Genomic DNA, 24669 nt, shown 5'->3' with positions numbered 1-24669 from the left:
GTTCCGGGTGGCCGGGTCTGGCGGGGATCGGCGACCTCGCCGGCTTCGACCCGGCCCTGTCGTGGCGCGGCGCAAACGAGCGTGACCGGCTGTGCGTGCCCATCGGCGCCGGGGCCGACGGCGCGCCGCTGCGGCTCGACATCAAGGAGCCCGCCGAGGGCGGCGTCGGCCCGCACGGCCTGTGTGTGGGGGCCACCGGGTCGGGCAAGTCCGAACTGCTGCGGACCGTCGCACTGGGCATGATGGCGCTGCACTCGCCGGCCGCGCTCAACCTGCTGCTCGTCGACTTCAAAGGGGGCGCAACGTTTCTCGACATGGCAGGCGCACCACACGTCGCGGCGGTCATCACCAACCTGGTCGACGACGCGCCGCTGGTGGCCCGGATGCGGGACGCGCTGGCCGGCGAGATGAACCGTCGCCAGGAGCTGTTGCGGGCGGCCGGGTGCGTCGGTGCCGCGGCCTACGAACGCGCCCGCCGCGACGGCGCCGCGCTGAGCGCGCTGCCGTCGTTGTTCATCATCGTCGACGAGTTCTCCGAACTGCTCAGCCGGCATCCCGATTTCGCCGACACCTTCGTGGCGATCGGCCGGGTGGGCCGCTCGCTGGGCATGCACCTGCTGCTGGCCAGTCAGCGCCTCGAGGAGGGCAGGTTGAGAGGCCTGGAGGCCCACCTGTCCTACCGGTTGTGCCTGAAGACGTTGTCCGCCGGCGAATCCCGCCTGGTGCTGGGTACGCCCGACGCCTACGAATTACCGAACACACCCGGCGCGGGCTACCTGCGCGCGGGCAGCGGCGAGCCGGTCCGCTTCCAGGCCGCCTGCGTGTCGGGCCCGCTGCGGTCGGTGCCGGGGCCGGTGGCGGGGCCGGGGCCGGGGCCCGCGGTGCGCCGGTTCGACACCCGCGCGGCCGGGCCGGTGACCCGGGTCGCGGCGCCCGGCGCCGCGCCGACGGTCCTGCGCGCGGTTGTGGACCGGTTGTGCGGGCACGGGCCGCCGGCGCACCGGGTGTGGCTGCCGCCGTTGGGTCCGTCGCCGGCGCTGGACACCCTGCTGCGCGATTTCGCGCCGCGCGCACTGACGGTTCCCATCGGCATCGTCGACCGCCCGTTCGAGCAGCGCCGGACGCCGCTGCTGGTCGACTTGTCGGCGGCCGCGGGCAATGTGGCGGTCGTCGGGGCGCCCCAAAGCGGGAAGTCCACGGCGCTGCGCACCCTGATCACCGCGTTGGCCGCCACCCACGACCCGGGCCGGGTTCAGTTCTACTGCCTGGATTTCGGCGGCGGCGCGCTGGCCTCGGTGCGCGCCTGGCCGCACGTGGGTGCCGTCGCGGGCCGGGCCGAACCGCGGCTCGCGGCGCGCGTGGTCGCCGAGTGCGCGTCGGTGGTGCGCTCGCGCGAGGCCGTCTTCGGCGAGCACCACATCGACTCGATCGCCCAGTATCGCCGGTGGCGTGCGCGGCGCGCGGTTGCGCAAGACGATCCGTTCGGCGACGTCTTCCTGGTGATCGACGGCTGGGGGAGTGTGCGGCACGAGTTCGAGGAATTGGAGGCTCCGATCACCACGCTTGCCGCCCAGGGACTTTCGTTCGGCGTGCACGTGGTGCTCGCGGCGGCGCGGTGGGCCGACATCAGGCCGTCGCTGCGGGACCAGATCGGCACCCGCATCGAGTTGCGGCTCGGCGATCCCGCCGACTCCGAACTCGATCGCAAGGCGGCGCAGCACGTGCCCCGCGACAGGCCGGGCCGCGGCATCTCGCCCGACGGCATGCACATGGTGATCGCCGCGCCGGCCGAGAAGATCCCGCACAGTGACTCGGCGGCGCCGCCCATACCGCTGCTGCCCACGCACGTGGACCACCACACCGTCGTGGGCGCCGCGGGCGCAGCATCCCGCGCGGGTGTCCTGCTCGGCCTCGAGGAGCGCCGATTGCAGCCGGTGGCAGTGGATTTCGTGCGGCACCCGCACCTGTTGATCATCGGGGACAACGAGTGCGGAAAGACCGCCGCCCTGCGGCTGCTGTGCCGGGAGCTCGCGCGGACCGCGAGCGTGGCCGAGGCTCACCTGCTGATCGTCGACTTCCGTCGAGCGCTGCTGGGCGCGGTCGAAACCGAACACGTCGGCGGCTATGCCGCGTCGCCGGCGGCGCTGGCCGCGCTGCTCCCGGAGCTGCTGGACCGGCTCCGGGAGCGGATGCCTCCCGCGGGCGTGAGCCAGGCACAGCTGCGGGCCGGGTCCTGGTGGTCCGGACCGGATATCTACGTGCTGGTCGACGACTACGACCTGGTCGCCGCCCCCTCGGGCAATCCACTGGTGGGCGTGGCCGAATACCTGCCGTACGCAAGCGATCTGGGTCTGCACCTGGTGCTCGCCCGGCGCTGCGGGGGCACCGAACGGGCATTGTTCGAGCCGCTCCTGGCGGGCCTGCGCGACCTGGGCTGCACCGAACTGAGGATGAGCGGATGTCCCGGTGACGGAGCGTCTTTCGGTTCCGGTCGGCCGGTGCGCTTGCCGCCGGGGCGCGGCATCCTGGTCACCCGTCCCGGTGACGAACAGCTGATCCAGGTGGCCTGGAGCGCACCGTGAGCGCGCACCGCGCGATCCTTGAGACGGGGCCCGGCACCATCCGCAGATTATGTTGTACGGCAGATGTATTCGCCGATGACGCAGTCGTGGCGGCGGCCCTGGACGCGATCGACGACCGGGTGGCCCTGCTCGGGGAGCGGCCGGTGAGCGTCGACGTGCTGTGGCGCGCCGCGCTGCGATCGTCGCTGTGCCCGCAAGCCGGGGAAACGCTGCTCCTCGTGCACCCGTCGTGGTGGTCGTCCTCGCGTGTCGGCGTGGTCACCGCGGCCGCGCGCACGCTGGCCGACGACGTGCTGGTGCGCCCGCGGTCCTGGCTGTTGGCGCGGGCGTGCGGGGCGGGGGCGGCGGTGGTGGTCGAGATCGCCGAGCGGTTGGTGGTGGTCGCCGGTGCCCAGGTGGTCGCGATACCCCGCGCGACGGGGCCCCGCCGTGCGGCCGAGGAGGTTGCGACGGTTCTTGCCGCGACGACGGGCACGGTGGTCGTCGACGCGCCGGGCACGGTCACCGGGGCGGCGGCGCTCGCGAGGTCGCTCGGCGGTGCGGTGCGCGGTGGCGGGCGCACGGTCGTTCCCGTCGACGACGCCGGCGTGGCGCGGCTGGCCCGCTCGGCCGCGCCGCCCCCGGCCAACGCCACCCGGACCGCGGCGCCGCGGCCGGCCGCCAAGGGGGTCCGCCCGCGGTCCCGGCTGCGCACCGGGTTCACGGCCGCCGCCATCGTGCTGGCCGCGGCAGCCCCGGCCGTGGCCCCGGGCGGACAGCACGCCGCGGCACCCGCGCGCGGCGCGGCCTCGACGTTTCTGGTGGAAGGCAGAGTCGCGCTCACGGTGCCGGCCGACTGGCCGGCCCGGCGCGTGGTCACCGGGCCCGGTTCGGCACGGGTGCAGGTCACGTCGCCGTCCGATCCCGAGGTCGCGCTGCACATCACCCAGTCGCCGGCGGCCGGTGAGGCGCTGAGCGGCGCCGCCGAGCGGCTGAAACGGGCCATCGCCGCCGAGTCGGCGGCGGTGTTCGTCGACTTCGACCCGTCCGGGACGAGCGCGGGCCGCCCCGCGGTCACCTATCGCGAGGTGCGCGCCCAGCACCACGTGCGGTGGACGGTGGTGCTGGACGGCGCCGTCCGGATCAGCGTCGGGTGCCAGAGCCGGCCCGGCGGCTACGACGCCGTGCGCGACGTGTGCGAGCAGGCGGTCCGCTCCGCGCACGCGGTCGGATGAATCGGCATCGGGTGGAACCGAACGCGGCCCGCCGCGGTCGAACCTGATATGGAGACCTCCACCACACTGAGCACCGACTTCGACCTGATGCGCTCGGTCGCGGCCACGACCGACACCCGCAACGAAGAACTCCGGGCGATGCTGCAGGCGTTCATCGGCCGCATGGGCGGCGTGCCGCCGTCGGTCTGGGGCGGGCCCGCGGCGGCGCGGTTCAAGGAGGTGGTGGATCGCTGGAACGCCGAGTCGATGCGGCTCCACCACGTCCTGCACGCCATCGCCGAGACGATCCGGCACAACGCGGCCGCCCTGCAGGAGGCCGCTGATCACCACGCCCACCGCGTCGCCGCCTCCGGCGGACACCTGTGACCGGAAGGAGATAGTCGTGGACGCGGTGCTGTCCTACAACTTCGGCGAGATCGAATACGCGGTGCGCCAGGAGATCCATGCCACGTCGGCGCGCTTCAACGCCGCGCTGGAGGAGTTGAGAGCGCAGATCGCCCCACTGCAGCAGCTATGGACCCGCGAAGCGGCGGCCGCCTACCAGGTGGAGCAGCTGAGGTGGCATCAGGCGGCGACCGCGCTCAACGAGATCCTCGTCGACCTCGGCAACGCCGTCCGCGACGGCGCCGAGGAGGTGGCCGACGCCGACCGCAGGGCCGCCGGTCTCTGGGCGCGGTAGCCGTCGCGCTCCCACGGACGGCTGTGTGGTCCCGGCGGAGGAGAGCCGCCGGGACCACACAGCGATTCGTAATGCATCACGTCAAGATGCCCGCGAAAGTTGACCTGCGGGGACGTCCGTCGGTAAGCTGCTTCGTTGGCGTGCGGTAACGCCGGGGCCTCGGGTCAATGTCGGTCGCCGAGACCAGCCCCCACCGGATGACGCCTGACCGGCACCCGGGTCGCACCGGGACTCACCCCGAGAAGAGAAGGTAAGCGCTGTGCCCACCTATGCGCCGAAGGCGGGTGACACCACGCGGTCGTGGCATGTCATCGACGCCACGGACGTGGTGCTTGGCCGTCTTGCCGTCGCGGCAGCCACCCTGCTGCGCGGTAAGCACAAGCCGACGTTCGCCCCCAACGTCGATGGCGGCGACTTCGTCATCGTCATCAACGCCGACAAGGTCGCCATCGGACCCGAGAAGTTGCGCGACAAGCTGGCTTACCGCCACTCGGGATACCCCGGCGGCCTGCGCAAACGCACCATTGGCGAGCTGATGCAGAAGCACCCGGACCGCGTGGTCGAAAAGGCGATCGTCGGCATGCTGCCCAAGAACAAGCTCAGCCGGCAGATCCAGCGCAAGCTGCACGTCTACGCCGGCCCGGAGCACCCCCACGCCGCGCAGCAGCCGGTTCCGTTCGAGATCAAGCAGGTGGCCCAGTGACCGAGACGCCCGAAGCCGTGGAAGAAGCCCCGCAAGCCACCGAAGCCATCGAAGCGCCGGAAGTCACTGAAGTCACCGAAGCGCCGGAAGTCGCAGTTGAGGTCCCGGAGACCACCGAGACGGCCGCGGCCCCCGGCGTGCGCGCCGGCGACTCCTACGTGTTCGAGCGGCCTATCCAGACCGTCGGCCGCCGCAAGGAGGCCGTGGTGCGGGTGCGGCTGGTGCCCGGCACCGGCAAATTCGACCTCAACGGCCGCAGCCTGGAGGCCTACTTCCCCAACAAGGTGCACCAGCAGCTCATCAAGGCGCCGCTGGTCACGGTGGACCGGGCGGAGAACTTCGACATCTTCGCCCACCTGACCGGCGGCGGCCCGTCGGGCCAGGCCGGTGCGCTGCGCCTGGGTATCGCCCGCGCGCTGATCCTGGCGCAGCCGGAGGATCGCCCGGCGCTGAAGAAGGCCGGCTTCCTCACCCGTGATCCGCGTGCCACCGAGCGCAAGAAGTACGGCCTGAAGAAGGCGCGTAAGGCGCCCCAGTACAGCAAGCGCTGATCGGCGGTCACCTTCTGGCCGCGAAGCGGCATCTCGCAGGAGACGTTGTGCGCCGTTTCCGGCGTGTCTGCGCGTATTCGCGCGCGGCTTCGGTCAGAAAAGAACGGGCACGTCAGGTGCCGGACCGTCCAAACTGTGAGAGGTTTGTCCGCATGGGTCGACTATTCGGCACCGACGGAGTTCGTGGGGTCGCCAATCGCGAGTTGACCGCCGAGCTGGCGCTGGCACTGGGCATGGCCGCGGCCGGGCATCTGGCGCGGCCGGGTGGGCCCGGCCGGCGGGTCGCCGTGGTGGGCCGGGACCCCCGCGCCAGCGGGGAGATGCTGGAAGCCGCGGTGATCGCCGGGCTGACCAGCCAGGGTGTCGACGCCCTGCGGGTCGGGGTGCTGCCCACCCCGGCGGTGGCCTACCTGACCGGCGCCTACGACGCCGACTTCGGCGTGATGATCTCGGCCTCGCACAACCCGATGCCCGACAACGGCATCAAGGTCTTCGGTCCCGGCGGCCACAAACTCGACGACGACGGCGAGGACCGGATCGAGGAACTGGTTGCCGCCGCACCCGGGGGGCGGCCGGTCGGTGCGGGGATCGGCCGGGTGATCGACGCCGAGGATGCCGCGGAGCGCTATCTGCGCCACGTCGGCAAGGCCAGCACGCTGCGGCTCGACGGCCTCACCGTGGTCGTCGACTGCGCCCACGGGGCGGCGTCGTCGACCGCCCCGACCGCGTACCGCGCGGCCGGGGCGCGGGTCATCGCGATCAACGCCGAGCCCAACGGGCTCAACATCAACGACGGCTGCGGGTCGACGCACCTGGATGCGCTGCGCGCGGCGGTCGTCGCACACGGTGCCGACCTCGGCCTGGCGCACGACGGCGACGCCGATCGGTGCCTGGCCGTCGACGCCGGTGGACACGTCGTCGACGGCGACGCGATCATGGTCGTGCTCGCGCTGGCGATGCAGGAGGCCCGGGAACTGGCCTCGGACACGCTGGTCACTACCGTGATGAGCAACCTGGGGCTGCACCTGGCCATGCGTGCGGCCGGCATCACCGTGCGCACCACCGGCGTCGGCGACCGTCACGTGCTGGAGGAGTTGCGCGCCGGCGACTACAGCCTCGGCGGGGAGCAGTCCGGCCACATCGTGATGCCCGCACTGGGCTCCACCGGGGACGGCACCGTCACCGGTCTGCGATTGATGACGCGCATGGTGCAGACCGGCGCCTCGCTGGCCGAGCTCGCCGCGAGGATGCAGACGCTGCCCCAGGTGCTGATCAACGTTGAGGTCGCCGACAGGGCGACCGCTTCCGCCGCGCCCTCGGTACAGGCTGCGGTCGCGGCGGCCACCGGCGAGCTGGGTGAAACCGGCCGAATCCTGTTGCGGCCCTCCGGCACCGAACCGGTGATCCGTGTCATGGTGGAAGCGCCGGCCAGGGACGTCGCCGAGCGGATCGCCGCCCGAGTCGCCGAAGCGGTCAGCGCCGCGAGCTGATCTTCGCCGGAACCCCGGCGCCGCTGCCGGCGTCGGAACAGGCATGAGAGAACGTAGTTCTGCCGCAGTCGACGTGGTGGCCGTGCACGGGGTCGCCGACCGATTGAGGGCGGCTGCCGAACTGATCGACGACGCCGTGGGCGCGCACCTGGCCAGGCTGACGTTCGGCGGGGCCGGCGCCGGCCGCGCGTATGCTGCGCGCGGCGACGCACTGCGGGCCGGCCTGCAGCGACTCGCGGCCGAGTTGTCGCAGTGGTCACGGGCGTCCGCGGCGGTCGCCGTTGCCCTGCGGGCCAGCGCCGACCGCTATGCCGACGCCGAACTGTATGCCGCCAGACGGATCGCCTGAGCATGGCCGACCGGTTGGACGTCCAACAACGCCTCACCGACGGCCGGCTCGCCGTCGAGCACACCCAGAGCTACGTGCGGGCCTGCCGCGCGCTCGGCTACCGGGAGCCCGACCTGACGGCGCGCCCGTCCCAGATCCACGACTGGTACGACAGCGAACAGGGCCTGGACCTGCACGCGCTGGATCGCGACTGCGCGGAATTGCGGGCGGCGGGCGCCGCGGTGGCCGAAGGCCTCCGCATGCAGCGGGCCCAGGTGGACGAATTGGCCGCGGCATGGACGGGTCCGGGCGGTGCCGCCGCCATCGCGTTCCTGCAGCGCCATTGCGATGTGTCCGACACCGTGGCCACCGAGGTCCGTGCCGCGGCGCAGCGGTGCGAGTCGCTGCGCGACAATCTCTGGTATCTGCTCGACTCGAAGGTCGCCACGGCCATCGCCATCGACGATCGCACGCAGGCGCAGCGAGCGGCGTGGTTGGCGGCCGCCGCGGCGGCCACCCACGGGGCCGGCGACAAGGCGGCCGTCGAGCAGGTCGTCCGTGACGAGATACATCCCTACGTCGACAACGACATCCGCAACGACTGGCTGACCGCGATGCGTTCGACCAGGGCGGGGATCGCGGCGTCCTACGACATGGTCATCGACAGGATGGCTGCCGCGCCGACGGCGTACTTCGAGGTCCCCGGCGATTTCGGGCCGGCCTACCAACCGGACCCGCCGCCGGCGCCGGTCGCACCCGCGGCCGCGGTACCCGCCGCGGTGGTGCCGCTTGGGCCGACCGACCCCCCGCCACCGGTCGCTGCCACGGCACCCGTGGCGCCGGCGCCCATGCCGGCCGACCCCCCGCCGCCGGTCGCTGCCACGGCACCCGTGGCGCCGGCGCCGGACTGGGGAGCGGCGCTCGGTGACGCCGCGGGTATGCCCGCCGGCGGTCTGGGCGGCGGCCTGGGCGGCGGTCTGGGCGGGCTGGGCGGTTTGAGCGGACTTGCGGGGCGGATCGTCGATACCATCAGCGGCCTGCTCGGTTCGGCCGGCCAGCTCGCCGACCCGTCGGCGTTCGACGACGCACTGAGCGGCGCGGACGACTCCGACAGCGACGATCCCTTCCATCCCGACGGCAGGGGCGACGACGCCGACGAGCAGGACTCCGGCGACGATGGCGAAGACGTCGACCAAACGCATGAGGCCGACCAGTCCCAACCCGGTGACCAGTCCCAACCCGGTGACCAGTCGCAACCCGGTGACCAGTCCCAACCCGGTGACCAGTCCCAGGCGGTCGATGCGCCAGCGCCGGTCGCCGCACCCGGTCCCGTGGCACCGCCGCCCGGCGACCCGGCACTCGCGGTGGATGAGGCGTCGACACCATGTGAGATCGCCGCGGACCAGCTGCCGCAGGCGGGCCAGTGACGAGTTCAGGCGGGTCGCAGCTCGAGAAGCTCCTCGACCTGACGCACCGATTCCCCTGGATCGGCGACCACCGGACTGGCCAACACCGTCGTCACCCCCGACTCGGCGAAAGCGGCCAGGCGTTCGGCGACGAACCCACGGGGGCCGACGAGCGAGATCCCGCGCACCAACTCGTCGGGCACGGCGTCGGTGGCCTCTCGCTTGCGGCCCGACAGATACAGCTCCTGGATCCGGTCGGCGACCTCGCCGAATCCATACCGGGTGGCGAGGTTGTGGTAGAAGTTGCGGCCCCTGGCGCCCATCCCACCGATGTAGAGGGCCAGCTGCGGCTTCACCCAGGCCAGCCGCTCCTCGACGCCGTCACCGATGGCCAGCGACGCGTGCACCATGACATCCAGCGGCCCCAGTGCGGGATCGCGTTTGGCGGCACCGGCAGCCAGCGCCCCGCCCCAGACGGACTCGGCCTTCTCGGGCAGGTAAAACACCGGCTGCCAGCCTTCGGCGATCTCGGCGGTCAGTTCTACGTTCTTCGGGCCCAGCGCGGCGATCGTTATCGGAATACGTTCGCGCACCGGGTGATTGATCAGCTGAAGAGGTTTGCCCAGTCCCGTGCCCCGGTCGGGCGGCACCGGGATCTGATAATGCTTGCCGGCGAATTGCAGCCGTTCCCGCCGCCACACCTTCCGGCAGATCTCCACGACCTCGCGGGTGCGGCCCAACGGCGCGTCGAACTCCACGCCGTGAAATCCCTCGATCACCTGGGGTCCGGACGTGCCGATCCCGAGGCGGAACCGGCCGTCGGACACGAAGTCCAGGCCCGCGGCGGTCATGGCCAGCAGCGATGGCGTCCGCAGGTAGAGGGGAACCACACCCGAGGCCAACTCGACGGTGTCCGTCTTGGCGGCCAGGTACCCGAGCTGGCTGATGGCGTCGAAGGAATAGGCCTCGGCCACCACCGCGATGTCGAGGCCCGACTTCTCCAGTTCTACGACGCGGTCGACGGCCCGGTGAAAGCCACCCGAATAATCCAGAGCGATCCCGATGCGCACCCACGACAGATACCACGGCGGCCCCGGCCAGCTGCGGCGGCCCGCGCTATTTCAGCAGCGCGACGATCTTTTCTCCCAGCGAAACCGGCGGGGTCTCGGGATCCACCTGATCGGTCTTGGGCAGGTGCACGTCCGGATCAGCGAAGTCGCGGTAGGCCTTGTCGCCGCCGAGCGTGCAGAGCAGGTACCCGGTCAGCAGCGCACGGACCGCGCGCTGCGTGCGCCGGTGCGAGCCGGCCAGCCCGAAGGCTTTGGGCAGTCGCCGGCCCTCGGCCAGCCCGCCGGGTTCGGCTTTGCGGACGGTGCGCAGCGTGGCCGCCTGCCATGCGTGCGACAGGGCCAGTGCGTTGGAGTTCAGCGACGCGGGGTCTCCGGGCGCGGTCAGAATCAGGCCAGGAACCCCCAGCGTCGCGGCCGGCGCCTCGGCCGGGGGACTGGTCGCCGTCGGGAAAATCGCCGCCACCGCCCCGGCCGGCTCGCCGGCCATCCCGGCCATGCCGGCGGCGGCGAACACGGCGGCCGAACCGCCGAACCCGTGGCCCGCCAGGCCGAGCTTGGCGGGATGGACGCTGATCTTGCCCGGCCCGAGGCGGACACCCGCCATGATGTCGAGCGCGGTACCGAGATCGAACGCCAGGTTCAGCACCGACGGCGCCATGCCACGCTCGGTGTCGGGAGCGCCGGCCACGATGCCCCACGACGCCAGGTGCTCCAGAAGACCGTGATAACGGGCGGCGCCGGTGAGCCAGTCGTGGCCGAATGCCACACCGGGAAGGTTCAGCCCCGCCTCGGGGGTGTAGACCACCCCCGGCAGGCCCGCGAAAGCCAGGTCACCGCGCAAAACCGGGTGCGGGCCACGGCGGCTGAGGGTCGCGACGAGCTTGCGGATGCGGGCCACCCGACGACGTTAGCGCACCGCGGCGGTGCGCCGGGCGCCTCGGCGGCCGTTACGCCCGCAACTCGATGACCCCCACCCGCCACAGTGCCGCGTAGAGCTGGCGCAGCGGAATGCTCAATAGGCGGGCGGCGGCGTCCACCAGCGGGTCACCGGCGCCGACGATCGGCGATTGCCGGCGCGGGCACGGCGGGGCCGGGGCTCTTTCGGCGTACAGGACTTCGTCGTGGAGCGCAGCTGTCATGGTTCTCTCCTCGAAGCGCGGATCGATGACCGTTGCGATGCGATCCGCTGCGAATTCTCCATTTGCAATTGACGGCCATGACCCATCGGACGTTGGCGTGTCGCGAAACATTTGCTGAACACAAATCTTCGGTGCCACGCACGACGCGGTGTTGGCGCCGCGGGTTCGTCGGCGTTGATGGCCACCGCAAAAACTCGTGGTAAATGAAGGGTGATCGGGCCGTGTACGGCGCAACCCTGCGCGATAGCCGGTGAAATGCTGCGCTATTCGTCTGCGGAGACGACCCGGGAATCCGTGCTTTCGTGACCAGGGGCGGCGTCGGCTCCGTCGTTTTTTTCCGCTGACTCCGGTGCCCGGCGAGCGTCGAAATCCGGCCAGGTACCGGTATTCGGATATCGCCGCACACCCGACGCACCGGTGGTTGCCGGTATTCGCTGATATTTCGCACCTCAGGGGCCCGGGTCCGCGGCTTCGATGAAGCCGTCGAAAACGGCGGAAATACACCAGATGACGAACCGGCGCTTTTCCGGAGGTCGATATGAATCCGGCCGCATCGGCCGCGGCGCGCTGTCGGCGTCGGGCACGCCCCACGGCCGGGCCCGGGCCGTCCGCGTGCGTCACCGCACCGACGGTGGCGCTGCACTACCCTGGGATGGATGTGCGGAATCGTCGGCTACGTCGGGCAGCGTCCCGCCCACGAGGTCGTCATGGACGCGCTGCGCCGGATGGAGTACCGCGGCTACGACTCGTCGGGGATCGCGCTGGTCGACGCGCACGGTCGGCTCACCGTGCGCCGCCGCGCCGGCCGGCTGGCCAACCTCGAGCAGGCGGTCGCCGAGATGGCCGCATCTTCCGAGGCCTCGCTGGCCGGCACCACCGGCCTCGGCCACACGCGCTGGGCCACCCACGGCCGCCCCACCGATCGCAACGCCCACCCGCACCGCGACGCCGCCGGCCGGATCGCCGTCGTCCACAACGGCATCATCGAGAATTTCGCGGCCCTGCGCCAGGAGCTGGAGACGGCCGGGGTGGAGTTCGCCAGCGACACCGACACCGAGGTCGCGGTGCACCTGGTGGCGCGGGCATACCGCCACGGCGCCACGGCCGGCGACTTCCCCGCGTCGGTGCTTGCCGTGCTGCGCCGGCTGGAGGGCCATTTCACGCTGGTGTTCGCCAGTGCCGACGCGCCCGGCACCATCGTCGCCGCCCGCCGGTCCACACCGCTGGTGCTGGGCATCGGCGACGGCGAGATGTTCGTCGGCTCCGACGTGGCGGCGTTCATCACGCACACCCGCCGGGCCGTCGAACTGGGCCAGGACCAGGCCGTGGTGCTGACCGCGGACGGCTACCGGATCACTGACTTCGACGGCAACCCGGACGACGCGAGTGCCCGAATCTTCCATATCGACTGGGACCTGGCCGCCGCCGAGAAGGGCGGCTACGAGTACTTCATGCTCAAGGAGATCGCCGAACAGCCCACCGCGGTGGCCGACACCCTGCTCGGGCATTTCGTCGACGGTCGCATCGTGCTGGACGAGCAGCGACTGAGCGACCAGGAGCTCCGCGACATCGACAAGGTGTTCGTGGTCGCCTGCGGCACCGCCTACCACTCCGGGCTGCTGGCCAAGTACGCGATCGAGCACTGGACCCGGCTGCCGGTGGAGGTGGAGCTGGCCAGCGAATTCCGCTACCGGGACCCGGTGCTGGACCGCAGCACGCTGGTGGTCGCCATCTCGCAGTCCGGCGAGACCGCCGACACGCTGGAAGCGGTGCGCCACGCCAAGGAACAGAAGGCCAAGGTGCTGGCGATCTGCAACACCAACGGCTCGCAGATCCCCCGCGAATGCGATGCGGTGCTCTACACGCGCGCGGGCCCGGAGATCGGCGTGGCCTCCACCAAGACCTTCCTGGCCCAGGTCACCGCGAACTACCTGGTCGGGCTGGCGCTGGCGCAGGCCCGCGGCACCAAGTACCCCGACGAGGTCGAGCGCGAATACCGCGAGCTGGAAGCGATGCCCGAGCTGGTGGCCCGGATGCTCGCGACGATCGGGCCGGTGGCCGACCTGGCCTACCGGTTCGCCCGGTCCTCGACGGTGCTGTTCCTGGGCCGCCACGTCGGCTACCCGGTGGCGCTGGAAGGCGCGCTCAAACTCAAGGAGCTGGCCTACATGCACGCCGAGGGCTTCGCCGCCGGCGAGCTCAAGCACGGCCCGATCGCGTTGATCGAAGACGGCCTGCCGGTCATCGTGATCATGCCCTCGCCCAAGGGGCAGGCCACGTTGCACGCCAAGCTGCTCTCCAACATCCGGGAAGTCCAGACACGCGGCGCGATTACCATCGTCATCGCCGAGGAGGGCGACGAAACCGTGCGCCCCTACGCCGATCACCTGATCGAAATACCCTCGGTGTCAACGCTTTTGCAGCCCCTGCTGTCTACGGTGCCGCTGCAGGTGTTCGCCGCGTCGGTGGCGCAGGCCCGCGGCTACGACGTCGACAAACCGCGCAACCTGGCCAAGTCCGTCACCGTGGAGTAGGCACCGGCCGCCCCGCCGCCCGCTCCCGCGCCGTTGGCGGTATCGGCGCCGCGCACCGCTTCCTTGCATTACATTCCTCGGGGACAGTTCACCGGGATGCAAAAAACCGGGGTGCAAAAAAAGGGGAGCAGCATGCGGGCGGCGGTCGGCAGATTCGGCGTCGTGGGTCTGGTCGTGGGCATCATCGGGGCGTACGTGGCCGCGGTCGCGCTGTATGCCGCCGGCGGTCCGGGCCGCCAGCGGACGATGACGCCGCCCGGCGGCGAGGCGACGCTGGCGACCATGAACGTCGAAGACATCCAGTCGAATTACAGCGTGCTCGTCGCCAACCTGACCGTGATTCCCGGCTCGGCGCTGCTGGACCCGCAAACCCACCACCTCAACGAAAACCTCAGCCTGCGGGTCAGGTCGGTGGCCTCGCCGACCCGCCGCACGTGGACCAAGGGCATGCTGCCGGGCACGTTCCCCGTTCCGCTGACCATCGCCGGCGAGATCGAACGCTGGCCCTTCGACCACTACCGTTCCGGGCCCGTCGAGGTCGAACTGTTCCGCGGCGACGAATCCGAGCCCATCCGCGTGCCCGTGAAGTTCGTCAACCATCTCTCCGGGTGGGAGGTCGCCGCCGGCAACCGCAACGGGCAGGGCCCGTACCGGGTGAGCCTGCAGCGGTCGCTCAGCACGGCGGCGTTCGCCATCGTCATCCTCGGCGTCCTGATCACGATCGCCGTCCTGGCCCTGGTCGTCGCGATCCAGACCGCGCGTGACCGGCGCAAGTTCCAGCCGCCGATGACGACCTGGTACGCGGCGATGCTCTTCGCGGTGGTGCCGCTGCGCAACGCGCTGCCCGGCTCGCCGCCGTTCGGCAGCTGGATCGACATCACGATCGTCCTGTGGGTGCTCGCCGCGCTGGCGGTGTCGATGGCCCTCTACATCAACTGCTGGTGGCGGCACCTGAGGCCGGACAACGCCTCGGGCTCCTGACGCGTTTGTCGCGGTTCCGCGGCGCGGCGCCGGGCATGCGAAGGTTGAGGGTGTGGCGAACACATCGGTGCGGGGGCGAGCGGGCGGCATGGCGCTCGCGGTGTGGCATTGGGTCAGCGACGCGCCGCTGACCTACGGCTGGTTGCTGGTGCTGACGATCACGACGCTGATCCAGAACGACCTCACCGGCCAGCAGTTGCACGCGGTGTTGCTGCACCGCTCCACCAACATCCGCGGGCTGGGCTCCGATCCCCTCGACGTGCTGTTCGCCAGCCTGCTGTGGATCGACGGCAAGGACCTGGAACCGTACCTGCTGCTGTTCACGCTGTTCCTCGCGCCGGCCGAACACTGGCTGCGCCAGCTGCGGTGGCTCACCGTGGGACTGACGTCGCACATTCTCGCCACCTACATCGGCGAGGGCATGCTCTACTTCGCGATCGAGGACCGCAGCGCGTCGGAAAGGCTGGTGCTGGCCCGCGACATCGGGGTCAGCTATTTCCTGGTCGGCGTGATGGCCGTGCTGACCTACCACATCGCGCGACCGTGGCGCTGGGGCTACCTCGGGGTGTTGTTCGTCATCTTCGGCTTCCCGCTGCTCACGATGAACCGCGTCGAACTCCAATTCACCGCGATCGGGCACTTCGCCGCGATCCTCATCGGGCTCTGCTTCTACCCGCTGACCCGCACCAAGGGCGGCATGCAACTGGGCCCGGCCAAGCTCAGGTACGCGCTGCGGCGGTTCCGCTCCGGCGAGGCCTCGCCATGACGAAGGCCTGACGGCGTCCTGACGCGCCGGGAGCCGGCGTGGGTGCACGCGACGGTGCGCCCCGGCGCGGACACGTAGTGTTGGGTTCGATGCGGCATTACTACTCCGTAGACGCGATCCGCGACGCCGAAGCACCGCTGCTGGCCGGCCTGCCCGACGGCGCCCTGATGAGACGCGCGGCCTTCGGGCTGGCCACCGCGATCATCGCCGAGCTGACCGCCCGCGCGGGCGGGGTGGCCGGACGCCGGGTCTGCGCGGTCGTCGGCTCGGGGAACAACGGCGGCGACGCGCTGTGGGCGGCGACGTTCGTGCGCCGTCGCGGCGCGGCCGCCGACGCGGTGCTGCTCGATCCGGGCCGCACCCACGCCAAAGCGCTGGCGGCGTTCCGGAAGTCGGGCGGTCGCGTCGTCGAAAGCGTCTCCCCGGCAACGGATCTCGTTATCGACGGGGTAGTGGGCATCTCCGGGTCGGGGCCGTTGCGGCCGGCCGCGGCCGAGGTGTTCGCCGGCCTGGCCAGGCCGGGCGCCGACGCCATCCCGGTGGTCGCCGTCGACATTCCCAGCGGCATCGACGTGATGACCGGGGCGATCACCGGTCCCGCCGTATGCGCCGCGGTGACCGTCACCTTCGGCGGGCTCAAGCCGGTGCACGCGCTGGCCGACTGCGGCCGCGTGGAACTCATCGACATCGGCCTGGACCTGCCGGGCCCGCCCGACGTCGAGGCGCTGGGGTTGCAGGCCGCCGACGTGGTGGCGCGCTGGCCGGTGCCCGGCCCCCGGGACGACAAGTACACCCAGGGCGTGACCGGCGTGATGGCCGGCTCGTCGACGTACCCGGGCGCGGCCGTGCTGTGCACCGGCGCCGCCGTCGCGGCCACCGCCGGCATGGTCCGCTACGCCGGCAGCGCACACTCCGAGGTGCTCGCGCGGTGGCCCGAGGTGATCGCCTCACCCACCCCGGCCGCGGCCGGGCGGGTGCAGGCCTGGGTCGTCGGGCCCGGGCTGGGCACCGACGAGACCGGCGCCGGGGCCCTGATGTTCGCGCTGGACACCGACCTGCCGGTGATCGTCGACGCCGACGCGCTGACCATCCTGGCGGCGCGGCCCGAACTGGTGGCCAACCGCGCCGCGCCGACCGTGCTGACCCCGCACGCCGGGGAATTCGCCCGGCTGGCCGGCAGCGCGCCCGGAGACGACCGGGTCGGCGCCTGCCGCAAGCTGGCCGACGGGCTCGGCGCCACGGTGCTGCTCAAGGGCAATGTCACCGTCATCGCCGACCCCGGCGGCCCCGTCTACCTCAACCCGGCCGGGCAGTCCTGGGCCGCCACCGCGGGCTCGGGCGACGTGCTGTCCGGGATGATCGGCGCGCTGCTGGCGGCCGGACTGCCGGCGGCCGAGGCGGCCGCGGCGGCCGCCTTCGTCCACGCCCGCGCGGCGGCGTCCTCGGCCGCCGATCCCGGGCCCGGCGACGCGCCGACGTCGGCGTCACGGATCATCCCGCACATCCGGGCGGCCCTGGCCGCCCTGTAGCAGCAAGGCTTGTCGCAGCAAGAAAGGAACCCCGTGCCCCACCACCCGTCCATGCCCGCGCACGCGATCGCCCCCGCCTACACCAACCGCCTGTTCACCGCCCCGATCCCGGCGCTGCGCCTGCCCGAGGAGTCGATGAACCCGGACGCCGCCTACCGTTTCGTCCACGACGAGCTGATGCTCGACGGCAGTTCGCGGCTGAACCTGGCCACCTTCGTCACCACCTGGATGGACCCCGAGGCCTGCCGGCTCATGGCCGAGACGTTCGACAAGAACATGATCGACAAGGACGAGTACCCGGCGACCGCGGCGATCGAGCAGCGCTGCGTGTCCATGGTGGCCGACCTGTTCCACGCCGACGAGCTACGTGACGACGACCCCCACAGCGCCTGCGGGGTGTCCACGGTCGGCTCGAGCGAGGCGGTGATGCTGGGCGGGCTGGCCATGAAATGGCGCTGGCGCCAGAAGGTCGGGTCCAGAAAAGGGGGAGGCTGGGAAAAGCGCACCCCGAATCTGGTGATGGGCTCCAACGTTCAGGTGGTGTGGGAGAAGTTCTGTCGCTACTTCGACGTCGAGCCGCGCTACCTGCCGATGGAGAAGGGGCGCTACGTGATCACCCCCGAGCAGGTGCTCGACGCCGTCGACGAGGACACCATCGGCGTGGTGGCGATCCTGGGCACCACCTACACCGGGGAGCTCGAGCCCGTCGCCGACATCTGCGGCGCGCTGGACAAACTCGCCGCCGGCGGGGGCGTGGACGTTCCGGTGCACGTGGACGCCGCCAGCGGCGGATTCGTGGTGCCCTTCCTGCACCCGGAGCTCAAGTGGGACTTCCGCCTGCCCCGCGTGGTGTCGATCAACGTCAGCGGCCACAAGTACGGCCTGACCTATCCCGGCATCGGCTTCGTGGTGTGGCGCAGCAAGGAGTACCTGCCCGAGGAGCTCGTCTTCCGGGTCAACTACCTGGGCGGCGACATGCCGACCTTCACCCTGAACTTCTCCCGTCCCGGCAACCAGGTGATCGGGCAGTACTACAACTTCCTGCGGCTGGGCCGCGACGGCTATACCAAGGTGATGCGAGCGCTGTCGCGCACGGCGCGGTGGCTGGGCGAGCAACTGCGCGCCGGCGAGCGCTTCGAGGTGATCTCGGACGGCTCGGCGATCCCGGTGGTCACGTTCAAACTCGCCGGCGACCGCGGCTACACCGAGTTCGACTTCTCGCACGAGCTGCGGAGCTACGGCTGGCAGGTGCCGGCCTACACCATGCCCGACAACGCCGCCGACGTGACGGTGCTGCGCATCGTGGTGCGCGAGGGTTTGTCGACCGACCTGGCCCGGGCACTGCACGACGACGCCGTGTCGGCGCTGACGTCGCTGGACAAGGTCAGGCCCGGCGGCCACTACGGCTGCCAGCACTTCGCGCACTAGTTTTCGCCCCGCGAAAGTGGGACTGCCGGCGCATTTCCCGAGTGGCGGCGCCGCTAACTGCACCTTCGCGGCACTTTCGCGGCACTGTGCGGGTTCTGGGACAATATCGACCGTGTCCGTTACGCCGATGTCCCTGACGCCGGGTGTCCTCGCCGAGGCCGTGGTGGACCTGGGCGCCATCGAGCACAACGTGCGGGTGCTGCGCGAGCACGCCGGCCACGGGCAGGTGATGGCCGTCGTCAAGGCGGACGGCTACGGCCACGGGGCCACCCGGGTCGCCCGCGCCGCGTTGACCGCGGGGGCCGCCGAGCTGGGCGTGGCCACCGTCGACGAGGCGCTGCGGCTGCGCGCCGACGGGATCACCGCACCGGTGCTGGCGTGGCTGCATCCACCCGGCATCGACTTCGGGCCGGCCCTGCTGGCCGACGTCCAGATCGCCGTGTCCTCGCTCCGCCAGCTCGACGAGCTGCTGAACGCCGCGCGCCGCACCGGCCGCACGGCCACGGTCACCGTCAAGGCCGACACCGGGCTGAACCGCAACGGGGTGCCCCCGGCGCAGTTCCCGGCGCTGCTGGACGCGCTGCGCCGGGCCGTCGCCGAGGACGCCGTGCGGGTACGCGGCCTGATGTCGCACCTGGTGCACGCCGACCAGCCCGACAGCGCCGTCAACGACGCCCAGGCCCGGCGGTTCGCCGAGCTGCTCGCGGCGGCGCGCGAGCGGGGGATGCGGTTCGAGGTTGCCCACCTGTCGAACTCGTCGGCGACGATGTCGCGGCCCGACCTGGCCTTCGACCTCGTCCGGCCCGGTATCGCCGTGTACGGCCTGAGCCCGGTCCCCGCGCTCGGCGACATGGGGCTGGTGCCGGCGATGACGGTGAAATGTGCTGTCGCGCTGGTGAAGTCGATCCGTGCCGGCGAGGGTGTGTCGTATGGCCACACCTGGATCGCCGACCGCGAGACCAACCTGGCGCTGCTGCCGATCGGCTACGCCGACGGGGTGTTCCGGACGCTGGGCGGACGCCTGGACGTCCTGATCAACGGCAGGCGGCGGCCCGGCGTCGGGCGGATCTGCATGGACCAGTTCCTCGTCGACCTGGGCCCCGGGAAGCCCGACGTGGCCGAGGGCGACGAGGCGATCCTGTTCGGGCCGGGCGACGGGGGCGAGCCGACCGCACAGGACTGGGCCGATCTGATCGGCACCATCCACTACGAGGTGGTGACCAGCCCCCGGGGCCGCATCACCAGGACATACCGCGAGGCCGACACCGTTGAGCGATGACCGAACCCGCCGGCGCCACTGGGTGAGGGCCTGGTTTGCGGGAGGTGCCGGTCTGACCGCGATCGCCGCCATCGTGGGGGCCTCGGCCCGCCGCTCGGTGACCCGGCGTGCCACCGCTGCCGAAGACCCGTACGCCGGCGAGGATTTCGACCGTATCGACGACGACCGCGGCTACGTGGTGACCACCCCGGACGGGGTGCCGCTGGCCGTCCGCGAGGCCGGGCCCGTGCACGCCCCGCTGACGCTGGTGTTCGTCCACGGTTTCTGTCTGCGCATGGGCGCCTTCCATTTCCAGCGGACCCGGCTGCCCGGGCGGCTGGGGCCGCGGGTGCGGATGGTCTTCTACGACCAGCGCGGGCACGGCCGGTCCGGCCAGGGCTTGCCGGAGACCTACACGCTGACCCAGCTCGGCAAGGACCTGGAGAGCGTGCTGACGGTGGCGGCGCCGCGTGGGATGATCGTACTGGTGGGTCATTCGATGGGTGGCATGACGGTGTTGTCGCATGCCCGCCAGTTTCCCGAGGGATACGGAAAACGGATCGTCGGCGCGGCGCTGATTTCCTCTGCCGCCGAAGGGCTGTCGCGCTCACCGCTGGGCGAGTTACTGAAAAATCCGGCGCTGGAAGCGATCCGGTTCACCGTCAGGTCCGCCCCCACGCTGATGAACCGCGGCCGCACCGTGTCGCGGTCGCTGATCGGTCCCGTCCTGCGGGCCGCGTCGTTCGGCGACCTGCAGGTCAGCCGGAGCCTGGACGCGTTCTCGCAGCGCATGATGAACGACACCCCGATCACCACCCTGGTGGGGTTCCTGGACGCGCTGGAACGGCACGACGAAACCGCCGGGCTGTGGACGCTGCTGCGGGTCCCGACCCTGGTCGCCTGCGGCGACCACGACCTGCTCACCCCGGACGAGTACTCCCGCAAGATGGCGGCGTGTATGCCGTTGTCCGAGCTGGTCATCGTCCCCGGGGCGAGCCACCTGGCTCTGCTGGACAAGCCCGAGGCCATCAACGACGGGCTGGTCCGGCTCGTCGATCGGGCCCTTCCGGGCAGGATGGGTCGGGCCGCCCGACGATTCCGGGAACTGGTGTGGCGCCGTGGCTGAGCAGGGGCCGGATGGCGGCACCGCCACGCTCGAGCGCGTCGAGGACACCGTCGCGCTGGGATCCCGGCTGGGCGAGCAGCTGCGCGCCGGTGACGTGGTGGTGCTCTGCGGTCCGCTGGGTGCGGGAAAGACCGTGCTGGCCAAGGGGATTGCCGTGGCCATGGATGTCGAAGGCCCGATCACGTCGCCGTCGTACGTGCTGGCACGGGTGCATCGGCCGCGGCGGCCGGGCGCGCCGGCGATGATCCACGTCGACCTGTACCGGTTACTGGACTCACCCGGAGCCGACCTGCTGGGGGAACTCGACTCGCTGGACCTCGACACCGACCTGCAGGACGCGGTCGTCGTGGTGGAGTGGGGCGAGGGCATCGCCGAACGCCTCTCCGAGCGGCACCTCGACGTCCGGCTGGAGCGGGTCAGCCACTCCGACGTGCGGCTCGCCACGTGGCGGTGGGCCCGGTGAGCGTCGTCCTGACCATCGACACTTCCACCCCGGCGGTGACGGCCGGGGTGGTGCGGCGCGACGATCTGGCCGTGCTGGCCGAGCGCGTCACCGTCGACGCCCGCGCCCACGCCGAACGGCTCACCCCCAACGTGCTCGCCGCGCTCGCCGACGCCGCGCTGCGGATGGGCGATCTCGACGCCGTCGTGGTGGGCTGCGGCCCGGGTCCCTTCACCGGGCTGCGGGTGGGCATGGCCAGCGCCGCGGCCTACGGGCACGCGCTGGGCATCCCGGTGCACGGCGTGTGCAGCCTGGACGCCATCGGGGTGCTCACCACCGGCGACACCCTGGTCGTCACCGACGCCCGTCGGCGCGAAATCTATTGGGCCCGTTACCGAGACGGGGTCCGCACCGAGGGCCCCGCGGTCGGCGCCGCGGCCGGTGTCGACCCCGGCGCGGCCGAAGCGGTGGCCGGCTCACCCGAGCACGCGGGGATGTTCGGCCTGCCGCGGTGCGGGCCCGTCCATCCGACACCTGCCGGCCTGGCGGCCGCCGTCGGGGACTGGTCGGCGCCGCCGGCGCCCCTGGTGGCGCTGTACCTGCGCCGGCCCGACGCCAAACCCCTGGCGGAGCGCCGATGACCGCCTGCGGCGAGCCCGTGACCATCGGTGCGTTGACCACGGCCGACGCCGCACGGTGCGCCGAGCTCGAATCGCAGCTGTTCGACGGCGACGACCCGTGGCCGGCGGCCGCGTTCAACCGGGAGCTGGCCAGCCCGCACAGCCATTACGTGGGCGCGCGCAGCGCCGGAACGCTGGTCGGGTACGCCGGTATCTCGCGGCTGGGCCGCAGGCCGCCGTTCGAGTACGAGGTGCACACCATCGGCGTGGACCCCGCCTGCCAGGGCCGCGGCATCGGCCGGCGGCTGCTCGACGAGCTGCTGGAGTTCGCCGACGGCGGCGTGGTGTATCTGGAGGTGCGCACCGACAACGAGGCCGCGATCGCGCTGTACCGCAGCGTGGGGTTCGAGCAGGTCGGCCTGCGCCGTCGCTACTACCGCGTCAGCGGCGCCGATGCCTACACGATGCGCAGAGAGGCTTGCCACGCCCCATGACAGTCATCCTGGCCATCGAAAGCTCCTGCGACGAGACGGGAGTCGGCATCGCGCGGCTGGACGGCGCCGGTTCCGGGGCGACCGTGACGTTGCTGGCCGACGAGGTGGCCTCCAGCGTCGGCGAGCACGTCCGGTTCGGCGGCGTGGTGCCCGAGATCGCCTCCCGGGCCCATCTGGAGGCGCTCGGCCCCACCATGCGCCGCGCCCTGGCGGCCGCGGGTCTCGACAGGCCCGACATCGTGGCCACCACCATCGGGCCCGGCCTGGCCGGAGCCCTGATGGTGGGGGTCGCGGCGGCCAAGGCCTATGCGGCCGCCTGGGGCGTGCCGTTCTACGCCGTCAACCATCTCGGCGGACATCTGGCCGCCGACGTCTACGAGCACGGCCCGCTGCCCGAGTGCGTGGCGCTGCTGGTGTCGGGGGGGCACACGCACCTGCTGCACGTGCGTTCGCTCGGCGAGCCGATCGTCGAGCTCGGCAGCACGGTCGACGACGCCGCCGGCGAGGCCTACGACAAGGTGGCGCGGCTGCTGGGCCTGGGCTATCCGGGCGGCAAGGTGCTCGACGAGCTGGCCCGCACCGGAGATCCCGAAGCCGTCGTCTTCCCCCGCGGCATGACCGGACCGGCCGACGATCCCTGCGCGTTCAGCTTCTCCGGGCTCAAGACCGCGGTGGCGCGGTATCTGGAGAGCGCCCCGGACGCGGCGGCGGCCGACGTCGCGGCCGGATTCCAGGAAGCCGTCGCCGACGTGTTGACGCGCAAGGCGGTGCGGGCGGCCACCCGGGCCGGCGTGTCGACCCTGCTGATCGCGGGGGGAGTGGCCGCGAACTCGCGGCTGCGGGAGCTCGCCGCGCAGCGCTGCGCGCAGGCCGGCCTGACCCTGCGGATCCCCGGGCCGCGGCTGTGCACCGACAACGGGGCGATGATCGCGTCGTTCGCCGCGCACCTGGTGGCCGCGGGCACGCCGCCGTCGGCGCTGGACGTGGCCGGCGACCCGGGCCTGCCGGTGGTGCGGGGCCGGCTGCCTTAGATCCGGGGCGCCCACGGCAATGTGCCGTAGCCGGTCGCGTCGGTGACGATGAGCAGGTCGTCGCTGGTCGACCAGGCCTGGGTGAAGGTGTCCAGCGGGATCAGCTCGTCGCGGCCGTTGGGGGTGCCGCTGTCGTTGAGGTGGACGACGTCGTCGGCGGTGTCGACCCCGGTGACGACGACGGCGTGGTCGGGCTGCGTGCGCTGGCCCTGACCCGGGGGATAGTTCCAGATGGTTTCCGCGTTGAGCGCCGCGATGACCTTGTGGCCGCCGGAGAGGTAGTTCTCGAGCGCCTGCAGGGTGTTGCCGGTCGTGATCTGCGACTGGACACCGTAGCGCTGCAGCAGCATGACCATGTCCTGCGGCGACGTGCCGTCGAAGAAGTACACGTCGCCGCCGTGGGATTCGCTGGGGGTGAAGATGCCGCGCAGCTCGATGCCGAGCTGGGTGGGTTCGTGGCCGGTGAGCTGGCCGACGACGTCGGCCACGGCCATCAGGCCGCAGTCCTCCTGGTGCTGGTAGCGCCAGTAGGGCGCGGCGGCCTGCGGGTCCCCGTACATCTGGCCGTTCGGGTCGGCGCCGGCCAATCCGGCGCCGCCCCACAAGGATGCGACGAAGGCCGCGATGATGAGCGTGGCCGTGAGCGCGGTGCGCTTGGCGAGGATGCCGGTGAGCATGAGTCCATTATCGCCACGCGCATTCTGGGCGGCGACCTGCTCCGGCGCGGGAAGCAGCGGGCCGCCCTTGAGTGCTAGCACTCTCGTGTATAGAGTGCTAGGTGGCAGTCGGACGTCCCCCTGTGCCGGCACCCGCGACGACGGTGCGAGGGTACGGACGAGTGCCAGACCACCTGACAAACGGACGGTTCGGGGCACGCCGCGAACCGACCGCCAACCCCGGCCCGGGCGATGGTCCCGGGCCTGCTACCAACTAACTGGAGGGCTCCCATCGTGGCGAAGGTGAACATCAAGCCACTCGAGGACAAGATTCTCGTGCAGGCCAACGAGGCCGAGACCACGACCGCGTCCGGTCTGGTCATTCCCGACACCGCCAAGGAGAAGCCGCAGGAAGGCACCGTCGTCGCCGTCGGTCCCGGCCGCTGGGACGAGGACGGCGCAAAGCGGATCCCGCTCGACGTCTCGGAAGGCGACACCGTCATCTACAGCAAGTACGGCGGCACCGAGATCAAGTACAACGGCGAGGAGTACCTGATCCTGTCGGCACGCGACGTGCTGGCTGTCGTATCGAAGTAAGCACCATGTCCGCCCCGGCGATCCCCGCGCATGGCCGCGGTGATT

Annotated in this window: 25 protein-coding genes; 21 read left to right on the top strand and 4 right to left on the bottom strand. The window is 71.6% G+C overall.

Annotation, left to right across the window (positions count from 1 at the left end; all coding sequences use genetic code 11):
• The 9 genes from eccCb to FPZ47_RS06800 form a co-directional block, all read left to right on the top strand.
• A partial coding sequence (gene eccCb / locus FPZ47_RS06840; RefSeq protein WP_145039370.1) for a type VII secretion protein EccCb occupies positions 1–2582 on the top strand: 2582 nt, incomplete at its 5' end.
• Positions 2579–3796 (top strand): type VII secretion-associated protein, encoded by a 1218-nt coding sequence (locus FPZ47_RS06835; RefSeq protein ID WP_145039367.1) that lies wholly within the window; start codon positions 2579–2581, stop codon positions 3794–3796. The genes eccCb and FPZ47_RS06835, both read left to right, overlap by 4 nt.
• A 48-nt stretch (positions 3797–3844) precedes the next feature.
• A complete protein-coding gene (locus FPZ47_RS06830) occupies positions 3845–4162 on the top strand; it encodes a WXG100 family type VII secretion target (RefSeq protein WP_145039364.1) in 318 nt (105 codons plus the stop codon).
• 10 nt (positions 4163–4172) lie between these two features.
• A complete protein-coding gene (locus FPZ47_RS06825; RefSeq protein WP_144950027.1) occupies positions 4173–4475 on the top strand; it encodes a WXG100 family type VII secretion target in 303 nt (100 codons plus the stop codon).
• 259 nt (positions 4476–4734) lie between these two features.
• Positions 4735–5178 (top strand): 50S ribosomal protein L13, encoded by a 444-nt coding sequence (rplM, locus tag FPZ47_RS06820; RefSeq protein WP_144949949.1) that lies wholly within the window; start codon positions 4735–4737, stop codon positions 5176–5178.
• Between the two features lie 137 nt (positions 5179–5315).
• On the top strand, positions 5316–5729 hold the full coding sequence (rpsI, locus tag FPZ47_RS06815; RefSeq protein WP_144950029.1) for a 30S ribosomal protein S9: 414 nt from the start codon (positions 5316–5318) through the stop codon (positions 5727–5729).
• A gap of 152 nt (positions 5730–5881) precedes the next feature.
• On the top strand, positions 5882–7219 hold the full coding sequence (gene glmM / locus FPZ47_RS06810) for a phosphoglucosamine mutase (RefSeq protein ID WP_144949951.1): 1338 nt from the start codon (positions 5882–5884) through the stop codon (positions 7217–7219).
• Positions 7220–7262: 43 nt separating this feature from the next.
• A complete protein-coding gene (locus FPZ47_RS06805; RefSeq protein ID WP_144949953.1) occupies positions 7263–7568 on the top strand; it encodes a hypothetical protein in 306 nt (101 codons plus the stop codon).
• A gap of 2 nt (positions 7569–7570) precedes the next feature.
• The gene (locus FPZ47_RS06800) at positions 7571–8974 is read left to right on the top strand and encodes a hypothetical protein (protein ID WP_144949955.1); all 1404 of its coding nucleotides are present in this window, start codon (positions 7571–7573) and stop codon (positions 8972–8974) included.
• Positions 8975–8979: 5 nt separating this feature from the next.
• Here the strand turns inward: FPZ47_RS06800 and FPZ47_RS06795 are convergent, their stop codons facing one another.
• From FPZ47_RS06795 to FPZ47_RS06785, 3 genes are read right to left on the bottom strand one after another with little or no spacing between them, the layout of a single operon-like run.
• A complete protein-coding gene (locus tag FPZ47_RS06795) occupies positions 8980–10023 on the bottom strand; it encodes an LLM class F420-dependent oxidoreductase (RefSeq protein ID WP_144949957.1) in 1044 nt (347 codons plus the stop codon).
• Positions 10024–10069: 46 nt separating this feature from the next.
• Positions 10070–10921 carry a dienelactone hydrolase family protein gene (locus tag FPZ47_RS06790; RefSeq protein ID WP_144949959.1) on the bottom strand — a complete coding sequence of 284 codons (852 nt, stop codon included), beginning with the start codon at positions 10919–10921 and terminating at the stop codon, positions 10070–10072.
• Positions 10922–10970: 49 nt separating this feature from the next.
• Positions 10971–11162: an Rv1535 family protein gene (locus FPZ47_RS06785; protein ID WP_144949961.1), complete on the bottom strand. Its 192-nt coding sequence runs from the start codon at positions 11160–11162 to the stop codon at positions 10971–10973.
• Between the two features lie 656 nt (positions 11163–11818).
• Between FPZ47_RS06785 and glmS the strand changes: the two genes are divergently transcribed.
• The 11 genes from glmS (at position 11819) to tsaD (ending at position 23371) form a co-directional block, all read left to right on the top strand.
• Positions 11819–13696, top strand: a complete 1878-nt coding sequence (gene glmS / locus FPZ47_RS06780; RefSeq protein WP_144949963.1) for a glutamine--fructose-6-phosphate transaminase (isomerizing) — start codon at positions 11819–11821, stop codon at positions 13694–13696.
• 132 nt (positions 13697–13828) lie between these two features.
• Positions 13829–14677, top strand: coding sequence for a DUF4436 domain-containing protein (locus FPZ47_RS06775; protein ID WP_144949965.1), 849 nt, complete (start codon positions 13829–13831; stop codon positions 14675–14677).
• Between the two features lie 88 nt (positions 14678–14765).
• The gene (locus tag FPZ47_RS06770; RefSeq protein WP_144950031.1) at positions 14766–15443 is read left to right on the top strand and encodes a rhomboid-like protein; all 678 of its coding nucleotides are present in this window, start codon (positions 14766–14768) and stop codon (positions 15441–15443) included.
• 89 nt (positions 15444–15532) lie between these two features.
• Positions 15533–16972, top strand: coding sequence for an NAD(P)H-hydrate dehydratase (locus FPZ47_RS06765; RefSeq protein WP_144950033.1), 1440 nt, complete (start codon positions 15533–15535; stop codon positions 16970–16972).
• A gap of 51 nt (positions 16973–17023) precedes the next feature.
• Entirely contained in the window at positions 17024–18400 is a 1377-nt protein-coding gene (gene gad, locus FPZ47_RS06760) for a glutamate decarboxylase (RefSeq protein ID WP_144949967.1), read from the top strand.
• A gap of 112 nt (positions 18401–18512) precedes the next feature.
• Positions 18513–19679: an alanine racemase gene (alr, locus tag FPZ47_RS06755; RefSeq protein ID WP_210419849.1), complete on the top strand. Its 1167-nt coding sequence runs from the start codon at positions 18513–18515 to the stop codon at positions 19677–19679.
• A gap of 52 nt (positions 19680–19731) precedes the next feature.
• Positions 19732–20784: an alpha/beta fold hydrolase gene (locus FPZ47_RS06750; protein ID WP_246859827.1), complete on the top strand. Its 1053-nt coding sequence runs from the start codon at positions 19732–19734 to the stop codon at positions 20782–20784.
• Positions 20777–21247, top strand: coding sequence for a tRNA (adenosine(37)-N6)-threonylcarbamoyltransferase complex ATPase subunit type 1 TsaE (gene tsaE / locus FPZ47_RS06745; RefSeq protein ID WP_144949971.1), 471 nt, complete (start codon positions 20777–20779; stop codon positions 21245–21247). Before FPZ47_RS06750 ends, tsaE begins: the two co-directional genes overlap by 8 nt.
• Positions 21244–21867 carry a tRNA (adenosine(37)-N6)-threonylcarbamoyltransferase complex dimerization subunit type 1 TsaB gene (gene tsaB, locus FPZ47_RS06740; protein ID WP_425461754.1) on the top strand — a complete coding sequence of 208 codons (624 nt, stop codon included), beginning with the start codon at positions 21244–21246 and terminating at the stop codon, positions 21865–21867. The genes tsaE and tsaB overlap by 4 nt, the downstream gene beginning before the upstream one ends.
• Positions 21864–22340: a ribosomal protein S18-alanine N-acetyltransferase gene (rimI, locus tag FPZ47_RS06735; RefSeq protein WP_144949975.1), complete on the top strand. Its 477-nt coding sequence runs from the start codon at positions 21864–21866 to the stop codon at positions 22338–22340. The genes tsaB and rimI overlap by 4 nt, the downstream gene beginning before the upstream one ends.
• Entirely contained in the window at positions 22337–23371 is a 1035-nt protein-coding gene (gene tsaD, locus FPZ47_RS06730) for a tRNA (adenosine(37)-N6)-threonylcarbamoyltransferase complex transferase subunit TsaD (protein ID WP_144949977.1), read from the top strand. The genes rimI and tsaD overlap by 4 nt, the downstream gene beginning before the upstream one ends.
• Here tsaD and FPZ47_RS06725 read toward each other — a convergent pair.
• Positions 23368–24048 carry a C39 family peptidase gene (locus FPZ47_RS06725; RefSeq protein ID WP_144949979.1) on the bottom strand — a complete coding sequence of 227 codons (681 nt, stop codon included), beginning with the start codon at positions 24046–24048 and terminating at the stop codon, positions 23368–23370. The two genes, tsaD and FPZ47_RS06725, sit on opposite strands and share 4 nt — an antisense overlap.
• Before the next feature lie 273 nt (positions 24049–24321).
• On the opposite strand from FPZ47_RS06725, the gene groES reads away from it, so the two are divergent.
• A complete protein-coding gene (gene groES, locus FPZ47_RS06720) occupies positions 24322–24624 on the top strand; it encodes a co-chaperone GroES (RefSeq protein WP_068075314.1) in 303 nt (100 codons plus the stop codon).
• Positions 24625–24669: the final 45 nt, after the last annotated feature.

It is taken from the genome of Mycobacterium helveticum (assembly GCF_007714205.1).
GTDB lineage: Bacteria > Actinomycetota > Actinomycetes > Mycobacteriales > Mycobacteriaceae > Mycobacterium > Mycobacterium helveticum.
This window is presented reverse-complemented; position numbering and strand designations above follow the sequence as displayed.

Excerpts from the sequence above, each read along its gene's own strand:
- FPZ47_RS06830 (WP_145039364.1), top strand. The coding sequence starts at position 3,845 with ATGGAGACCTCCACCACACTGAGCACCGACTTCGACCTGATGCGCTCG.
- glmM (WP_144949951.1), top strand. The coding sequence starts at position 5,882 with ATGGGTCGACTATTCGGCACCGACGGAGTTCGTGGGGTCGCCAATCGC.
- FPZ47_RS06805 (WP_144949953.1), top strand. The coding sequence starts at position 7,263 with ATGAGAGAACGTAGTTCTGCCGCAGTCGACGTGGTGGCCGTGCACGGG.
- FPZ47_RS06800 (WP_144949955.1), top strand. The coding sequence starts at position 7,571 with ATGGCCGACCGGTTGGACGTCCAACAACGCCTCACCGACGGCCGGCTC.
- FPZ47_RS06785 (WP_144949961.1), bottom strand. The coding sequence starts at position 11,162 with ATGACAGCTGCGCTCCACGACGAAGTCCTGTACGCCGAAAGAGCCCCG.
- glmS (WP_144949963.1), top strand. The coding sequence starts at position 11,819 with ATGTGCGGAATCGTCGGCTACGTCGGGCAGCGTCCCGCCCACGAGGTC.
- FPZ47_RS06775 (WP_144949965.1), top strand. The coding sequence starts at position 13,829 with ATGCGGGCGGCGGTCGGCAGATTCGGCGTCGTGGGTCTGGTCGTGGGC.
- FPZ47_RS06770 (WP_144950031.1), top strand. The coding sequence starts at position 14,766 with ATGGCGCTCGCGGTGTGGCATTGGGTCAGCGACGCGCCGCTGACCTAC.
- FPZ47_RS06765 (WP_144950033.1), top strand. The coding sequence starts at position 15,533 with ATGCGGCATTACTACTCCGTAGACGCGATCCGCGACGCCGAAGCACCG.
- gad (WP_144949967.1), top strand. The coding sequence starts at position 17,024 with ATGCCCGCGCACGCGATCGCCCCCGCCTACACCAACCGCCTGTTCACC.
- rimI (WP_144949975.1), top strand. The coding sequence starts at position 21,864 with ATGACCGCCTGCGGCGAGCCCGTGACCATCGGTGCGTTGACCACGGCC.
- tsaD (WP_144949977.1), top strand. The coding sequence starts at position 22,337 with ATGACAGTCATCCTGGCCATCGAAAGCTCCTGCGACGAGACGGGAGTC.
- FPZ47_RS06725 (WP_144949979.1), bottom strand. The coding sequence starts at position 24,048 with ATGCTCACCGGCATCCTCGCCAAGCGCACCGCGCTCACGGCCACGCTC.